This is a genomic window from Paenibacillus sp. QJM3NY_38 (assembly GCF_056173265.1).
Genome location: NZ_CM149665.1, coordinates 4,366,771 through 4,383,268, shown reverse-complemented (window position 1 = coordinate 4,383,268; position 16,498 = coordinate 4,366,771). Strand labels below are relative to the sequence as shown.

General features: G+C 49.7%; 15 protein-coding genes. 9 read left to right on the top strand and 6 right to left on the bottom strand.

Going from position 1 to position 16,498, the window contains the following annotated elements; translation table 11 throughout:
* Window positions 1-38: 38 nt before the first annotated feature.
* On the bottom strand, window positions 39-896 hold the full coding sequence (locus AC0VZ8_RS20145; RefSeq protein ID WP_475484205.1) for an AraC family transcriptional regulator: 858 nt from the start codon (window positions 894-896) through the stop codon (window positions 39-41).
* 205 nt (window positions 897-1,101) lie between these two features.
* Here AC0VZ8_RS20145 and AC0VZ8_RS20140 point away from each other — a divergent pair, with 205 nt between their 5' ends.
* The 4 genes from AC0VZ8_RS20140 to fucU all read left to right on the top strand — a co-directional run bounded on the left by AC0VZ8_RS20140 (window position 1,102) and on the right by fucU (window position 5,675).
* Entirely contained in the window at window positions 1,102-2,895 is a 1,794-nt protein-coding gene (locus AC0VZ8_RS20140; protein ID WP_475484204.1) for an L-fucose isomerase, read from the top strand.
* Between the two features lie 25 nt (window positions 2,896-2,920).
* Window positions 2,921-3,580 carry a class II aldolase/adducin family protein gene (locus AC0VZ8_RS20135; protein ID WP_475484203.1) on the top strand — a complete coding sequence of 220 codons (660 nt, stop codon included), beginning with the start codon at window positions 2,921-2,923 and terminating at the stop codon, window positions 3,578-3,580.
* Window positions 3,581-3,653: 73 nt separating this feature from the next.
* Window positions 3,654-5,165: a rhamnulokinase gene (locus AC0VZ8_RS20130; protein ID WP_475484202.1), complete on the top strand. Its 1,512-nt coding sequence runs from the start codon at window positions 3,654-3,656 to the stop codon at window positions 5,163-5,165.
* An 81-nt stretch (window positions 5,166-5,246) separates the two neighbouring features.
* Window positions 5,247-5,675: an L-fucose mutarotase gene (fucU, locus tag AC0VZ8_RS20125; protein WP_475484201.1), complete on the top strand. Its 429-nt coding sequence runs from the start codon at window positions 5,247-5,249 to the stop codon at window positions 5,673-5,675.
* Window positions 5,676-6,007: 332 nt separating this feature from the next.
* Here fucU and AC0VZ8_RS20120 read toward each other — a convergent pair whose 3' ends face one another.
* The 3 genes from AC0VZ8_RS20120 to AC0VZ8_RS20110 form a co-directional block, all read right to left on the bottom strand.
* The gene (locus AC0VZ8_RS20120; protein WP_260065419.1) at window positions 6,008-6,319 is read right to left on the bottom strand and encodes a YbjQ family protein; all 312 of its coding nucleotides are present in this window, start codon (window positions 6,317-6,319) and stop codon (window positions 6,008-6,010) included.
* A 250-nt stretch (window positions 6,320-6,569) separates the two neighbouring features.
* Window positions 6,570-7,295 (bottom strand): type II toxin-antitoxin system prevent-host-death family antitoxin, encoded by a 726-nt coding sequence (locus AC0VZ8_RS20115; protein ID WP_475484200.1) that lies wholly within the window; start codon window positions 7,293-7,295, stop codon window positions 6,570-6,572.
* Between the two features lie 187 nt (window positions 7,296-7,482).
* On the bottom strand, window positions 7,483-8,346 hold the full coding sequence (locus AC0VZ8_RS20110) for a helix-turn-helix domain-containing protein (RefSeq protein WP_475484199.1): 864 nt from the start codon (window positions 8,344-8,346) through the stop codon (window positions 7,483-7,485).
* 203 nt (window positions 8,347-8,549) lie between these two features.
* Here AC0VZ8_RS20110 and AC0VZ8_RS20105 point away from each other — a divergent pair, with 203 nt between their 5' ends.
* Window positions 8,550-10,229: an ABC transporter substrate-binding protein gene (locus AC0VZ8_RS20105; RefSeq protein ID WP_475484198.1), complete on the top strand. Its 1,680-nt coding sequence runs from the start codon at window positions 8,550-8,552 to the stop codon at window positions 10,227-10,229.
* Between the two features lie 124 nt (window positions 10,230-10,353).
* On the top strand, window positions 10,354-11,874 hold the full coding sequence (locus AC0VZ8_RS20100; protein WP_475484197.1) for a glycoside hydrolase family 43 protein: 1,521 nt from the start codon (window positions 10,354-10,356) through the stop codon (window positions 11,872-11,874).
* A 138-nt stretch (window positions 11,875-12,012) separates the two neighbouring features.
* Here AC0VZ8_RS20100 and AC0VZ8_RS20095 read toward each other — a convergent pair whose 3' ends face one another.
* A complete protein-coding gene (locus AC0VZ8_RS20095) occupies window positions 12,013-12,513 on the bottom strand; it encodes a DUF4183 domain-containing protein (protein ID WP_475484196.1) in 501 nt (166 codons plus the stop codon).
* A gap of 522 nt (window positions 12,514-13,035) precedes the next feature.
* On the opposite strand from AC0VZ8_RS20095, the gene AC0VZ8_RS20090 reads away from it, so the two are divergent.
* From AC0VZ8_RS20090 to AC0VZ8_RS20080, 3 genes are all read left to right on the top strand, one after another.
* The gene (locus AC0VZ8_RS20090) at window positions 13,036-13,449 is read left to right on the top strand and encodes a DUF4183 domain-containing protein (protein ID WP_071220334.1); all 414 of its coding nucleotides are present in this window, start codon (window positions 13,036-13,038) and stop codon (window positions 13,447-13,449) included.
* A 263-nt stretch (window positions 13,450-13,712) separates the two neighbouring features.
* The gene (locus AC0VZ8_RS20085; RefSeq protein ID WP_475484195.1) at window positions 13,713-15,209 is read left to right on the top strand and encodes an amidase family protein; all 1,497 of its coding nucleotides are present in this window, start codon (window positions 13,713-13,715) and stop codon (window positions 15,207-15,209) included.
* A 20-nt stretch (window positions 15,210-15,229) separates the two neighbouring features.
* Window positions 15,230-15,766, top strand: coding sequence for a hypothetical protein (locus AC0VZ8_RS20080; RefSeq protein WP_475484194.1), 537 nt, complete (start codon window positions 15,230-15,232; stop codon window positions 15,764-15,766).
* Window positions 15,767-15,910: 144 nt separating this feature from the next.
* On the opposite strand, the gene AC0VZ8_RS20075 is transcribed toward AC0VZ8_RS20080, so the two are convergent.
* Window positions 15,911-16,192, bottom strand: coding sequence for a CD3324 family protein (locus AC0VZ8_RS20075; protein WP_006211013.1), 282 nt, complete (start codon window positions 16,190-16,192; stop codon window positions 15,911-15,913).
* Between the last annotated feature and the right edge of the window lie 306 nt (window positions 16,193-16,498).

The window sequence follows — 16,498 nt, the reverse complement described above, 5'->3', positions numbered from 1 at the left end:
GGCTGCCTGATTTGCTGGAAAGATAAAATTGCAATCCCTTACTCCATACCCAGTTTGCTCTGTTCCCGGAACGAGCTCGGCGTTTGACCGGTAATTTTTTTGAATAACATCGAGAAGTACTTATCATTGCCGTAACCGACTTGGGAAGCAACCTCATGTACCGGCATTTCGGAATCCGCCAGCAGGCGCTTGGCCTCTTCAATCCGGCGGGATATCAAGTAATTGAAGGGGGAATCGCCGACTTCTTTTTTGAATAGATGGGATAAATAATGCTGACTGACATACATCGTATCGGCAATGTCCTTGAGACTGATGCTCTGGGTATAGTTGGTGTCGATAAAGTGTTTGGTCCGCAGCGCGATTTCGTTCTTGCCCTTCAAGGACTGGAATTGGTGTTTAACGTCCACAATGCGATAGATTACGGTAATCAATGACATCAGCAGGTTGGTGCTCAGCGTTTCATACCCCAGCACCTGCGAATCGCATTCACGGAGGATCTCGGAAAGATAGCTCTCCACTTTATAGGCGTATTTCTCACAGGATATGACTGGCTCCACATAGGCCGGGAGCAGCATTCCCTGGGGAACCCCTTCAATGTGAAGCGAATCCACGCCGCAGTAGATCACCTTGAAAGGTCCGTCCGTGATGGATCTTTCCTCATGAGGAATGCCGGGGTTATATATCGCGACATCGCCCTTGTGGAGTTCGTATATTTTTCCTGCAATCGTGAATTCTCCGCATCCTTCTACAACATAGATGATCTCGCAGAAATCATGAATTTGTGGCGGTCCATAAAAGAAGTCCTCGTCCACGACCTGCCCGGCAAAGAGCAGCTCCGGATTTTTGATGAAGCGGAAATGATCGCTTTTGCTATGCGAGATTTCAATCTTTGGCACGGTCTTGTCTCCCTCCTGGAAAGCAACATCCTCTACCTAATTATAATGCAAAACGCTGTTTCATGCGGAAATCGTTTACATCTGCTATTCGGGATGGTTCACTGTCTTGCTGAAATTAGGATCCGATATAACAAAATAGTGGGTTATCTCTTGCACCGAATCATCTTACAATGATGTCATAATCCTTATAGGGGGCGTTACATACATGACAATTGAAAACGATTACAGATGGCGGGACGGATTTCCGAGAATCGGGATTCGCCCTACGATAGATGGAAGACGGAGAGGGGTTCGCGAATCTCTCGAGGAACAGACCATGAATCTGGCAAAGGCCGTCGCCGAGATGTTGACGAAGGAGCTCAAATATCCGAACGGCGAGCCGGTTGAATGCGTGATTGCGGATACGTGCATTGGCGGAGTGGCCGAAGCGACTGCAGCCGCCAAAAAATTCAAAAATGCCGAAGTCGGCCTAACCATAACCGTTACGCCTTGCTGGTGTTACGGCACCGAGACGATGGATGTCGATCCTTCGCGTCCAAAGGCGGTATGGGGCTTTAACGGAACAGGACGTCCAGGCGCGGTTTACCTGGCCGCGGTACTGTCGGCCCATGCCCAGAAGGGGCTTCCTGCATTCGGTATCTATGGCGAAGACGTTCAGGATGAAGGGGATACTCGTATTCCGGACGACGTTCAAGAGAAACTTCTGCGTTTTGCACGGAGCGGTTTAGCTGCAGCGTACATGCGCGGACAATCGTATTTGTCCATGGGCTCGGTGTCGATGGGTATCGCCGGCTCGATCGTGGACGACAGCTTCTTCCAGGAGTATCTGGGCATGCGGAACGAATATGTAGATATGAGCGAGTTTACGCGCCGCTTGGAAGAGGGCATCTATGATCCTGAAGAATATGAACAGGCGCTTGCTTGGGTGAAGGAGAACTGTACGGAAGGACCGGATAACAATCCGGATCATCTCCAGAACAGCCGGGAGCGCAAAGATCTGGAGTGGGAAACCGTCGTCAAAATGACGCTGATCACCCGCGATTTGATGATCGGTAATCCGCGCCTGAAGGAGCTTGGCTTTGAAGAGGAGGCGCAGGGCCACAGCGCTATCGCTTCCGGATTCCAAGGTCAGCGGCAGTGGACGGATCATTCCCCTAACGGTGACTTCCTGGAGACGATCCTCAACTCCTCCTTCGATTGGAACGGCAGACGTTCGCCGTATATCGTGGCAACCGAGAATGACAGCCTGAACGGAGTCGGCATGCTGTTCGGATACCTGTTAACCAACACGGCACAGATTTTCGCGGATGTGCGTACTTACTGGAGTCCGGCTTCGGTAGAACGGGTTACCGGCTATAAGCTTGAAGGAAAAGCAGAGAATGGCATCCTGCATCTGATCAATTCCGGCTCGGCTGCATTGGATGGAACAGGCGAGCAGGAGTTAGACGGCAAACCTGCCATGAAACCATTCTGGGAGATCACGGATGAAGAGGTCGATCGCACGCTGAAGGCCACCCAGTGGAGACCGGCTAACTTGGAGTATTTCCGGGGCGGCGGTTACTCGACCGACTACTTGACGCGCGGCGGCATGCCGATGACGATGTTCCGTCTTAACCTGGTAAAAGGGCTTGGTCCCGTGCTGCAAATTGCCGAAGGCTATTCCGTGGATCTGCCGGCGGAGGTACACGACACGCTCGACAAGCGAACAGACCCGACATGGCCAACGACCTGGTTTGTGCCGAATCTTACGGGACAGGGTGCATTCTCAAGCGTTTATGAGGTCATGAACCAGTGGGGCGCTAACCACGGCGTAATCAGTTACGGACATATCGGAGCGGATCTCATCACCCTGGCCTCGGTCCTGCGTATTCCGGTCAACATGCATAATGTGCCAGCCGAAGAGGTGTTCCGCCCACGTGCATGGGGAATGTTCGGAACGACCGATCCGGAGAGCGCGGACTTCCGCGCTTGTCAGAACTTCGGTCCTCTATATAAATAAATGTTAACGAGAGGAGTAGGAGAACATGCTGAACATGGAAACGAGAAATGAGCTCTGCAAGTATGCCAAAAAAATCGTCGACAGCGGACTCGTTGTAGGACCGGGAGGAAACATCAGCGCGAGAGCCGGGGACAAAATGTATTTGTCTCCGAGCGGTTTTGCGCTGGAGGAGATTGAGCCGGAGCAATGGATCGAAGTCGATATCCCGACCGGCGATATTACCGATATAGGATTACGGCCTTCGTCCGAAGTGCTGATGCACCTGTATGGTTACCGCAGCAAGCCCGATATCGGGGCGATGGTGCATACACATCCATCCCACTGCATTGCCTTTACGTTGGTTGAGAGGGAGCTGCCGGTGATGTTTCCGGACCAGGCGGCATTGGTTGGACGTACGGCATACATCCCTTACATCATTCCTACGACAGATTTGCTGGCAGATGCCGTCGCGGAGAAAGTAACGACGGCCAGTTCCATCCTGCTTGGTAACCATGGACTGGTTACAACCGGCCGGAATCTGCGTGAAGCGTATTACCGAACCCAGGTAGTTGAGGAGAGCGCCAAAATTTTTCTGAGCGCCAAGGCTGCCGGCACACCGGTGCCGCTAACAGATCAGGAAGTGGATGATATCGCTGCGCTGGAGAGCGAAGATTATCGTATTCAGCTCCTGCAGAAGATGAAATAGAAAGATTGTGGATCAGATCCGGTTGTTCAAACTCGGATCGATATAGTACTCATGGTGAGAAAGGATGCGGCTTATGAGCAATTCATCCGCGGTGCTTGCGTTTGACTTGGGGGCCAGCAGCGGCCGGGCGCTGCTGGGCGAGATCACCTCTGCTGATCATGAATCGCCCGGCATGCTGAAGATTACCGAGATTCACCGCTTTGCCAATATACCCGTCCAGATGGGACAGCATTTGCACTGGAATTTCCCGATGCTGCTCCAGGAGGTTAAGCATGGCATCCGCAAAGCGTTCCAAGCCGGCTATCAGCCGGTCAGCTATGGCATCGATTCATGGGGCGTCGATTATGGACTGATTGACCGTAACGGGGAGCTCATCGGAGTTCCTTATCATTACCGGGATCTGCGGACGGAAGGCATGGTGGAGGAAACCTGCGAGCAGGTCGGGAGAGAACGTCTGTTTCAAGAAAGCGGACTGCAATTCATGCCGTTTAACACGATCTTCCAGTTAAATGCGATGCTCAAGTCAAAATCTCCGATGCTTGATATTGCAGATAAGTTCCTACTCACTCCGGATCTTCTGAACTATTATCTGACGGGGGTCCAGGCGTGCGAGTTCACCATGGCCACCACGACTCAGCTCTATCATGTTACAGAAGGCAAGTGGAATGAGCCCTTAATGGAGGAGCTGGGGCTTTCCGCATCCCTGTTCATTGAACCCGTACAACCGGGAACCGTAATTGGAAGGCAGCAGGATGCCGTAGCGCAAGAGCTGGGCGTTCCGGCGATTAAAGCGATTGCCGTGGCATCACATGATACGGAATCCGCCGTGGTAGCCGTTCCTGCAAACACCTTCCGATTTGCCTATCTTGTATGCGGTACCTGGTCGCTTCTCGGAACCGAGCTTCCGGAGCCGCTTGTCCATACGGATGTGCTGGAAGAAGACTTCTCCAATGAGGGTGGAGCTTATCAAACCTTTCAATTGCTGAAGAATATCATGGGTCTTTGGATTCTTCAGGAGTGCAAGCGGCAATGGGAGAATCAAGGATTGACGTATTCATTTGCTGAGCTAGTTGAACTCGCTCAGAACGCAGAATCGTTCCGCAGCTTCATTAACCCGGATGACCTGCGCTTCATGAATCCGGCGGATATGCCGGCTGAAATCCGGGATTATTGCCGGGAGACAGGGCAGCCCATTCCTCGTAGCACCGGAGAGTATGTCCAGTGCATACTGCAAAGCTTGGCTATGAGATACCGGGAAGTGCTTGAGCGAATGGAGGTTCTGACAGGGCACCGCTACAATGGGCTCCATATGGTTGGCGGCGGCATTCAAAACGAGCTGTTGTGCCGTTATACGGCCAATGCCTTGGGCCGAACGGTGTGGGCAGGACCGATTGAGGCAAGTGCCATCGGGAACATGCTGGTTCAATTTGTGGCGAACGGCACATTGCGCAATCGGGAAGAGGGAGTGGAACTCGTCAAGCGGTCTTTTCCGCTTGCCTGGTACGAGCCTGAGTCCAACGAGGATTGGGAGGCAGCATTCCAGCATTACAAGTCCATTGTCGAACAACAGCAGATACAACCGTAAGGTTAAGGAATTCTTAGAGAATGACGTCTCCTAACATATCCAAGCCTTACATCCAAATTCGATAGAGAAGGATGTCATATCATGCTAAAAGGCATATCTCATGTGCTCTCGCCTGAACTGTTGAAGATTCTGATGGAGATGGGGCACGCGGATGAAATTGTGCTCGGCGATGCCAATTTTCCTGCAGCCAGTCATGCCCAGCGGTTGGTCCGGGCAGACGGACACGGAATTCCTGCGTTATTAAACGCGATATTGCCGTTATTTCCGTTGGATACGTACGTTGAGTCCCCGGTAGCTCTGATGGCTGTGACGCCAGGGGATACCGTAGAAACTCCGATCTGGAATGAATACCGTGAGATCGTGAAGCAGTTTCATCCCGTTCCTGTACAATTTGATGAGGTAGAGCGATTCTCGTTCTATGAGCGGGCGAAGAATGCTTATGCCATCGTGTCAACCGGCGAAAAAGCGCTGTATGCCAATATTATCCTTAAAAAGGGCGTAGTCGTTTAGAATAATTGATTCAATAGTTAAAGATAAGATCGCTGCGGCGGTCTTTTTTTTCGGTTTCAGTTTGGGCTTTCATTAATATTGCTTCATTAATGACGCTTTCCAGACGAACCATGGACAAAACCATGACATGAAAGGGCTACAAAAAGAAGAGACAACCTGAGATCGACAAACAATCGAAAGATTTGCTGATACCTACATTCCAGCCATTTTGGTTATGTTTACAACACTGATTCAAGTACTTAGGTGATGGCACCATAAAGACAAACAGGCAGCCGGTTAGACCGGCTGCCTAGGAACTTCAAGAATTTCAAGAACTTTCAGAAAACTACCGGTTATACCACCACTGCTGTTCCGCTGACGGCCACCATCAGCATTCCCTCACGAATGACCTCATAGTCGATGTCCACCGCTACAATAGCGTTGGCCCCCATTCGCTCAGCCTTGTCTTTCATCTCGGTAAACGCTACATCCCTTGCTTCCTGCAGCTTGTTCTCGTAGGCACCAGAGCGCCCACCAACAAAATCGGTAATGGATGCCATAAAGTCCCTCACTACATTAGCGCCCATAATGACTTCGCCGTTCACAATGCCGATATACCTTTTAACCGGGTAACCTTCAATGGTAGATGTTGTTGTAATAATCATTGATCTTCCTTCTTTCAAGTGTTTTTTAAATAGCGTTTACGAGTAAAACCACCTTTCACCTGATGCTGATTTGGATTGCGGTACTAGGAAGTATACGATCGTTTACCAGCGTGAGTGCTTTCTTTTAGTACGCCGACAGAAGAGAATTGGTTTCATGAATGGGCGTAAAAAGACAATTATAAGATGGAAAATGCTTATTGAAGTTGCAAAACAGGTGGCTGAATAGGCGGTGTTTCCTAATGTATAGTAGTCACGCAAACAAATCTTGCATTGAAACCTGTAAGCCTGGATAAAGTTTGGATTCCGCAAAGGAGTCATGGGCATGCGAGAAGTAGTTCACATCCGCGATCTCGCCGTCGGACAAGGAAAAGAGGATGACTTGAGCTTTCATCGGATCAATGATCCAATACTCTTTTACGCCGCATTGCCGGTATAGATCAAGCTTCGGGATCATGTCCTTGCTAAGCGTGGACGGAGACAACACCTCGATGACGAGGTCAGGCGTACCCATATAATTCCCCTTCTCATTGATTTGATCTTTATCGCAAATGACGACCAGATCCGGCTGTACGACACAGATATTTGTCTCCTCCTTCTTCAATGTAATATCAAGTGGAGAAGTCAGCGGTGTACAGGGTTTTCCTTTGAACCAATTGTAAAATGTGCCGTGCAGTTCATTAACCGCATGTTGGTGGTTGTATGAAGGGGAAGCCATGTTATACACGACCCCGTCGATCAGCTCGTGGCGTTGTTCCGAGCCTTCGGTTAGTTCCAGGAAATCCTCGTAAGTGACGATGTCATTGTCGGCTGTATACTTCACAGCCCCCTCTCTCAGGACAGGTTCATCTGTGCCGGCATAGGCTATTAATTTGGCAATATCTCTGCCGTTTCTCGTCACGATGATGTCCTCGCCAGCCTCAGCTAACTTAAGATACTTTCCGAAATTGTTTTGCATATCGGTGGAAGTCATTCTCATAAATTTCACCTCGTTTTAGCTAATTTGAGTCTATAATAGCTAAATATAGGGAGTATTTCAATTAATTTAGCTAATTTAAAGGTGGAATGATATTTTTTCGAACAGTTTGCTTCTGCTGCAGGATCTAAGGTTGCATTGAAACTCACGGGTTTGTGGCGGACGGTATTTCTCGTGCCTTGCAAAGTGCTTACCTGCGCTTTCGGTACACTTTAGGAGATTGGCCAAACACCTTCGAGAACTGTCGGGTAAAATAATTGCTGTCGTTGAATCCGCTCTGATAAGAAATTTCCGAAATCGGAAGGGTTGTCGTCTTTAACAGCCTGCATGCGTGCTCCAAGCGGAGCTGCAGAAGATAGGCGAAAGGCGTTGTTTGGTAATAGGACTGGAATATCCGATTCAAATGCCTGACGGATATATTGGATTTGGCCGCAATTTCTTCGCGGGTAATGGGCTGCAAATAGTTATCCTCCATATAGGAAATGGCTTTCGCCAAATGCATCAGATTAATTTGGGCTCCGTGACGCTCTTGCTTTTCATACTGCCGTGACAGTTGGACGACGAGCTCCATAAATCGCGAACGCAGGATCGTCTGGTAGCCCTGCAGCTTGTTCGCGTATTCCTCAATCATGAAGTCAACAACCGAGGATACGTAATCCAGACTAGAGATCGGCAGGCTCATCTTGCTCATGGCGTGGTTGATATTGCGGTAATACGGCTCCAGAACGAAAAGCGCTTGGTACCCGTTCGATCTTTTGAACTCAGGACCCGCCAATTCCAGCATCTCGGGCTTATACATGATGTTGCAAATACGAAATTCATGCGGATCTTTATATCCATGGGAGGTTGTGCCGTTAATGACAAAGACGTCCCCTTTCTTGATAAACGATTCCTCTGTGTTGACGATATGGGTGGCATTCCCATGCAAAACGATAACGAGTTCGGAGAAATCAACATGGTGATGCACGTACATATCCTCTTCGTGTCCGCCGTATTGAATAAAGAACTTAAACTGCTCATCCGTCGTAAACCAGCCCAAATGTACGCTTCTCATTCGGCCACCCTCCCAAGTCTATTATCAGTATCTTGATGTCCTTATCATGCTATATTCAGGCTCTAATATCAAGGAATAAGGACACAACTAGAAGATATAATAGGGTCTGAGTGTGAGTCGTCCTGAACCATTCATACAAAAAAGGCTTTGAAAACTTGATCTGCTGGCGACTGACAAGAAGATATTGAACAGGGGGTAAAGGCATGAAACACTGGAAGGGATTATCGCGGCTCTTGGCCATGATGCTGCTGGTTACGTTTATTCTGGCTGCGTGCAGCAGCGGTGACAGCGGCAATTCCGCAGGCAGCGAAGGAGATGATTTGAAACCGGTTACAATTACGTATTTCAGCGCCGATTCGAATGCGAACTGGGCAAGTATGCAGGATGCCGTCGGCAAAAAGCTGGCCGAGACGACCGGCGTTACGATCCAAGCCGAATTTGCGGTTGACGGTTCCAATCAGAAGCTGCCGCTGATGGTAGCGAGCGGCGAATATCCGGATCTCGTTTACGCTAAAGGCGATGCGAATCTGTTCGTTGATTCGGGCGCTTTTATCGACCTTACCGATTTGATCGAAGAACATGCACCGAACCTGAAAAAGCTCTATGGGGATTACATGAACCGTCTGAAGTGGAGCAACGAGGATGAATCGATCTATGTCCTTCCGACGCTGAATGCCGTGGATCATCAGCAATTGGATGCCGGCGGAAACTTTCATATCCAGCATGAAGTGCTGAAAGAGCTCGGTTATCCGGAAATCAAGACCGTCGAGGATTTTGAGAAGGCGCTGAAGGATTATTATGAGAAACACCCGACGATCGACGGTCAGCCAACGATTCCGTTGACGCTCAATGCGGATGGCTGGCGATTCATGATCTCCGTAACGGATGCGGCCGTGATTGCTACCGGTTTGTCAGGGGACGGGGAGTATTATGTTGATCCGGAAACGTATGAAGCGAAATTGCATTACAGACGTCCGGAGGACAAGGAATACTTCCGCTGGTTGAATCATCTCAACGCCACGGGCATATTGGACAATGAAACGTTCGTTCAGAAGACGGACCAGTACGAAGCAAAGATCGCCTCGGGCCGCGTCCTTGGCGTCATTGACGCCGATTGGGGGTTTGGAAACCCGACGAATGCGCTGAGAACGGCCGGCAAAGAGAATCGTACCTATGCGAGATTCCCGATCCAATTGGATGAGACGACCAAGGACGCTTCGTTCCAGAATGCGGGGTATGCAGCAGGCTGGGGCGTAGGCATCACGACACCCGCGAAGGATCCGGTACGGATCATCAAGTTCTTGGATTATCTGGCTTCCGAAGAAGGGCAAATTTTGATGAACTGGGGCATTGAAGGGGAGCATTACGATGTCAAGGACGGCAAACGCGTCATTCCGGAGGACGTGCAGGACCGTAAAGTTAACGACAACGCCAGCTTTACCAAAGAGAGCGGAATTGGATTATACAACAGTTTGTTCCCTCGTTACGGTGACGGCGCGATGGATTCGACCGGAAATTATTATACGACCAACTTCCCAGAACAAATTAAAGCCAACTATACGCCATCCGCCAAAGAAACGCTGAAAGCGTATGGAGCGGAAATGTGGAAGGATCTTTGGCCAAAGTCGGAAGAATTTCCGACGAAGCCGTGGGGTGCGGCATATCTTATTTCCCCGCCGATCGACTCCAATATTGCAATCACCTACAAGCGGGTTGAAGAGATTGTTCGTAAACGCATTCCGGAAATCATCCTTGCGGACCCGTCCCAATTCGATGCCCTTTACGATCAGTTCATTCAAGATTTGAACACTGCCGGGGCGGAAAAAATGGAGCAGGAATATTCGGAGCTGGTTCGTGAACGGGTGGAGCTGTGGAATAACTGAACCGTTTGATTTGAGGGGCAGGCACAAAGCTGCCTCTCTTTTGTGCCAATCTGTTTATCACCATTGTTTCATAGACCATTGTTCCTTAGACATAAAATAAGGCGTGTAGAGGAGTGTCGATTTCATGAAGTTTAGCAACCCCATCCTACCGGGCTTTTATCCGGATCCCAGCATTTGCCGGGTTGGCGAAGATTATTATTTGGTCACGAGCACGTTTGAGTATTTTCCGGGCGTTCCCATCTTTCATAGCAAGGACTTGGTAAATTGGAAGCAAATTGGCCATTGCCTTACATCCGAAAAACAACTGCCCCTTAAGAACGCCGGGAGCTCAGGGGGGATTTATGCCCCGACCCTTCGCTATCATGAGGGCTGGTATTATATGACGACAACCAACGTCAGCGGAATCGGCAACTTTTACGTCAAAAGCAAGGATCCTGCAGGTCCTTGGTCTGATCCGATCCCTGTTGCCCAGCAAGGCATAGATCCTTCGCTGCTATTTGACGACGATGGTCGCGTTTATTTTCAGACGGCTTGCTACGGCGATGAGGGAGAGGGCATTTATCAATGCGAAATCGATATTGCAAGCGGCAAGAAGCTGACGGAGAGCCGCTTAATCTGGAGAGGAACCGGGGGAGCCAGTCCGGAAGCCCCGCATTTATACAAAATAGACGGTCTGTACTATTTAATGATTGCCGAGGGCGGAACCGAGTACGGACATATGGTCACGGTCTCGCGAAGCCGACATCCTTACGGGCCGTATGAGCCTTGTCTCCATAATCCGATTCTGTCCCATCGAAGCAGGAGAAGCCCCATTCACGCGACAGGGCACGCGGATCTGGTGCAGGCTCAGGATGGCACGTGGTGGGCCGTTTTCTTGGGAATCAGGCCGGTTTCATACCCCATGCGCCATCATCTCGGCAGAGAAACTTATCTGGCTCCAGTAACATGGACGGCGGACGGTTGGCCGAGCATCGGTTTCGAGGGAAGGGTCGAGCAGGTAATGGACAGTCCTCAGCTGCCGGAATGCCGATGGCCTGCAAAGCCGTCCAGAGACGATTTCGATCATGCCTCCCTCGGTTTGGACTGGGTCTTTTTGCGCAACCCATTACCAGGGAGCTGGTCGCTGCAGGAACATCCGGGATATCTCGTGCTGCGGGGCAACCCATCGTCATTGAACGACGCGGCATCCCCTGCTTTTGTCGGGCGACGATTAAGCCACTTTTCCTGCAATATATCCGCTGCTCTGGACTTTGAGCCTGCAAACGAGGGGGAAGAAGCGGGATTAACCGTTTTTATGAATGAAAGGTATCATTATGATCTGGCCGTAAAGCTTATAAACGGGGAAAAAACGATCATATTCAGACGTACCGTGGGGTCGCTAAGCGTAGAACAAACCAGCCGATGTCCGGAGGGGCCTGTCGTGTTACGAATCGAAGCAATGCCCGAGCATTTCCGATTCTCCATGGGGCAAAGCTCATCGGAGTTCCTGAATATGGGATCAGGTGAAACCCATCTGCTTGCGACGGAAGTAGCCGGCGGATTTACAGGGTTAATGATTGCTATTTACGCGTTCGGCGACAACGGAACAACCCCTGCGCTGTTCGACTGGTTTGATTATGAGGTCATCGATACCCGGGCCGAATAGTCGAAATCGATAAGATAAAAGAGATGGGACCGTTTCTTTCGGTAACATGTTAAGTAGCAGAGAAAGAAGACATCTTCCTTGCGGAGATGTCTTTTTCGTGAACCTTGCTACCCGCCGCAGCGGTTCTTTGCTCATCGTTCAAGCCACCACCTGAGCGGTAAGATACAGCACCTCCAGCAAGATCGGCGTTCCGGCCAGAAGCACATCGCCGGGAGAATACAAAGTTAGTGCCTCCGATGTGATGGTGTGGATTCGGCCTTCCTGAATCATGCCGTTGATATAAACCGTTGAGGAGGTGTTCTGACCGACCGAAATGCTCTGAAATGTATGATTTCCGTCATCATCCGTAAATTGTCCGGCAGATATGACGAAGGGAGCATCCAGATTAACCTCGGACATCAATACGTAAAAATAGCGAAGCGTGGTCGGCAGTACAATGATCTCCGGCACGATCACGCTTCCGGGTAATCCTTGGATGCCCTGTGGACCAGGGGGACCGGGAGGACCCGGAGGACCTTGAGAACCTGGGATGCCTTGCACCCCGGGAATGCCTTGAATCCCCGGAAAACCAGGCAGCCCTTGGGGACCCGTCTGACCCGGAATGCCGGATGCTCCGGCGGGGCCCGGTAGACCTGGCACGCCTGGAGGCCCTTGAATGCCAGGTTCACCTTGCAGACTTGGATTACTTGGCTGTCCAGGCAATCCAGGTAATTCAGGTAATCCTTTAGAGTTCCTTATCGGTTGTGTTTCCGACCATTCAGATGGAATGATGGCCGGATAATCGGATCTGGTCTTGCGCGGTCGGAATCTTTTTCTATTGCTAGGTGATACGACACGTTTACATTGGCGCTTCTTGAGGTTTCTGTGTTTGTGATGCCTAGAGGATTTTATTATTGGAGACCGCTTCCGTTTAATCACGGGAGTTTTCAGTCTTATCACCGCCCCGGATGAATGTATGTACTTAGTTTATGTCATCGGTGGGGGAGTCGAGTGGACATATATCCTTTGCTTACGGATATATTGACCGGATCATACGTCATTCTCTCATTTATTTTTGCTTGAATAGGGAGAATGCTGGGATCAAAACTTAAAAACTATCATTTAATGATAATATGGCAAAGAGTCATAGTTGCAACATCCCTAATTAGGAGGAGTGATGATATGCCCGTTATTAAACCTATCATTACCGCTATCGCAACGGTTCCCGTTGCAACTGGCGGAACGATCACCACAACGGTAACGCCAGCGGTAACCCGTTATTTTGCACTGATCGCCGAGGGTATGATTGGAGCAGACTCGATTACCATGCCGGCAACGAGTTTTGTCGATGATGCCGAAGCAGCCGTGACAGCATTCCCCGCGTTGACAGGTTCAGAATACTTTAATGTGTATATCAACGGCATGCTTCAACAACTTTCCTTATCGACATTAACAACTGCCAGCTTGGTGCTCGATACGACGGATGTTCCGGTGGGCATACCGGTGTTATTGGAAATCGCCAGTTTCACGAACACAGCATCCGCTATCACGACACAGCCGACGATATCAGCGCCGGTCATTACGATCATAAGTTAATCGTCAAGGAAAGGGTTGCCCTGATCAATAAGATTAGGGCAATCTTTTTTAAAAAAAGGAGCGGATCAAGAAGTCATTCTTGGTCGGCTTTAAAGTCTGATAACATGCAGGTAGTGCTCGCGATTACGCATTAATAAGAGGGATTTTGTTCCTATATCCCGAATTACATATAGGATCCTGAAACGTTTGGAGGCTAAAATATGAAACATTAATCCCCACCATCTACCGTAAGTTCAGAAAGATAAGTCAGGGGGACTATATATATGATCAAGGATAAAAAAGCATGGATTGTGGAAGCAACCATTTCGGATATGCAGCATGCAATGGCAGAGGGGTGGATGACTTCAGTAGAGTTGGTTCAATTGTATCTGGAGCGGATCGGGGTATATGATGGAATTCTCCGATCAATCCTTGAGGTAAACCCTGAAGCGCTGCAAATTGCCGAGGAGCTGGACCTGGAGCGCAAGGACCAGGGTGCAAGAGGATTGCTTCACGGGATTCCCATCCTGCTTAAGGACAATATCGACACCGGAGATCGGCTGCATACGAGTGCCGGCTCCATCACCCTTGCGGATTCGTTTGCTGCCAAAGATTCCTTTGTTGCTGCGAATCTGCGTAAAGCGGGTGCTGTTATTTTGGGCAAGAGCAACATGACCGAATGGGCGAACTTTATGTCCCCGACTATATGGGCAGGATATTCGTCAAGAAACGGTCTTACATTAAACCCATACGGTCCAGGGGAAATGTTTGTTGGTGGTTCAAGTTCAGGCTCCGGTGCTGCGGTGGCGGCGAATTTGGCCGCAGCGGCCATTGGGACGGAAACATCAGGATCGATTATCAGTCCTTCCAGCCAGAACAGCCTGGTTGGCATTAAGCCGACGATTGGACTGGTAAGCCGTTCAGGTATCATACCTATCACTCACACACAGGATACGGCAGGTCCAATGACCAGAACGGTGCAAGATGCAGCGATTCTGCTTAGCGCGATCGCGGGAGCTGATGATCTGGACGAAGTGACCAAGATCGATCCTCAAAAAAGGGTGGAGGACTACACGGAGTATCTGGATTCGAGTTATTTGAAGAAAGCCCGAATCGGGATCCCCCGATACTACTATAAGCACCTGGATCGGGATAGACTAGATATTGTAGAGTCCGCCATTGAAGTGCTGCGGAATCAAGGAGCTACCATAATTGATCCGGTGGAGCTGCCTTGCCAGGATACCAAATGGGACGCCAATGTCCTTCGCTATGAGTTCAAAAAATATGTCAATGATTATTTGGCGAACGTAGATGCGTCTCTGCCTGTTCATTCGCTAGCCGAGGTTATCGCTTATAATGAGGCACACGCCGAGGTTGCCTTGAAATATGGACAGGGCACATTGATTTGGGCCGAGGAAACGAGCGGCACGCTGACCGAAACAGAGTATCTTAAGAGCAAGCAGAAGAATAAAGAAATGGCGGGAGCTAGAGGGATTGACCATGTTTTGCAGGCGTATCAGCTGGACGCCCTGCTGTTTCTGGGTAATGAATATGGACCGGATTTGGCTGCCCGGGCAGGGTATCCATCGGTAACCGTTCCCGGCGGCTATGCCGAGAATGGCGTCATTGCGCCGGGAGGATATATTACGAAGGGGCCACAGGGCATTACGTTCATCGGGACGGCATATAGCGAGCCCGTGCTGATCCAATTAGCCTACGGCTTTGAGCAGGCTGCCCAGCATCGCGTGCCACCGAGGTTTTCATCCCCGTCATCAGAGTAAAAGAGAGGTGAAGTTCCATCATGCCGCGCAATTTGGAGTATGTTCCTTACGGTTACGAGCCCCCAAAGCCGACAACCAAAGGAACCTTAATATTCTACGACCTCTTCGAGCAGGTTCAGGAGGATTTGGAGCAGGCCGCTGCCATTTTAGAAGAACGGTCATTTGTAAAATTGGTGTTGTATCCGCTGCATGAAGAGACAGCGAAGCGGATGTTCAAGGAGCCGGTCAGCCCTTATTACAAGCGGGAGAAACAGCTTCAGGAATGGATCAAAGATCATGCAGGATCATCGGTTGTGATTGAACCTTTCGAGTCGAAACGAAAAAAATACACGCCGATCGATACTGCGCTTCGTCATCTGGCAGAGAAATACGGAAGTCCCCATTTTCTTATTCTGACACCTGAGATGGCAAATGCGTTTGCCTCCTTTTCCTCCTTCGAGGAATGGATTGTGAAGCTGAGGCTAATCCTCTTGTCTGAGCCGCCGTATCTGCACCCGCGATTGGAGAAATTTCGCCATCGTTGGGATGTCGCAGGGGAGAAGCCGGAAAATCGTTAGGGTATAACAAATGCCCGACTGTAGATTCGCCTGCAGCCGGGCATTTTCTGTTATGCAGTATCGTTCATATAAAATGGAAAGGACTGCGCCCCAAGGGAACAGTCCTATGTTAATCCGTGAGCAGACCGTTAAATCTCATCGATTTTAGGTCCCTACGCGGGTAAGTTTACTTATGATCTTGCGCACGCTTTCTCCAGACAGGAAGTAGGTCCGTTCCAATTCCTCAATGGACCGTCCTTTGCAATAAGCGCGATACATTTCTTTATTTCGACTTTCGATGCGTTGTTTGGAACCGCTTAACTCTCCCCAGCCGGCTCTTTGCTCGCTCTGTTTCGGTATGTAGAGTAATTCTCCATCTATATACTGTTGAATTTGCTGCAGCAGCTCGGGGGGAAGCACTTCTCTTCCGTTCTTGTAATGGCCCATCGATGCCCTCCTCTTTCTGTATACATATTTAAGCTATCGCTGAGTTTCAAAACAATTGCATTGATCATGCTTGCCCTCCTCCTTTCGTGATATTGGTTTTTTTGGATTTTTTGAATTATTGGATTTAAAAATAGATATAGGGAGCCCGCAGCGGGCTCCCATTTTAACGGATATTCGCTTTACGCGAATACCACCTCACGGATCTGAATCATTGCAATCAGCCTCCTTTCAGCTCATTTCGTCGGCCCCGACTTCTATATTAAGCCATATGTAGGTGGGAATTTGCAAGAGATAAAACAATATTAA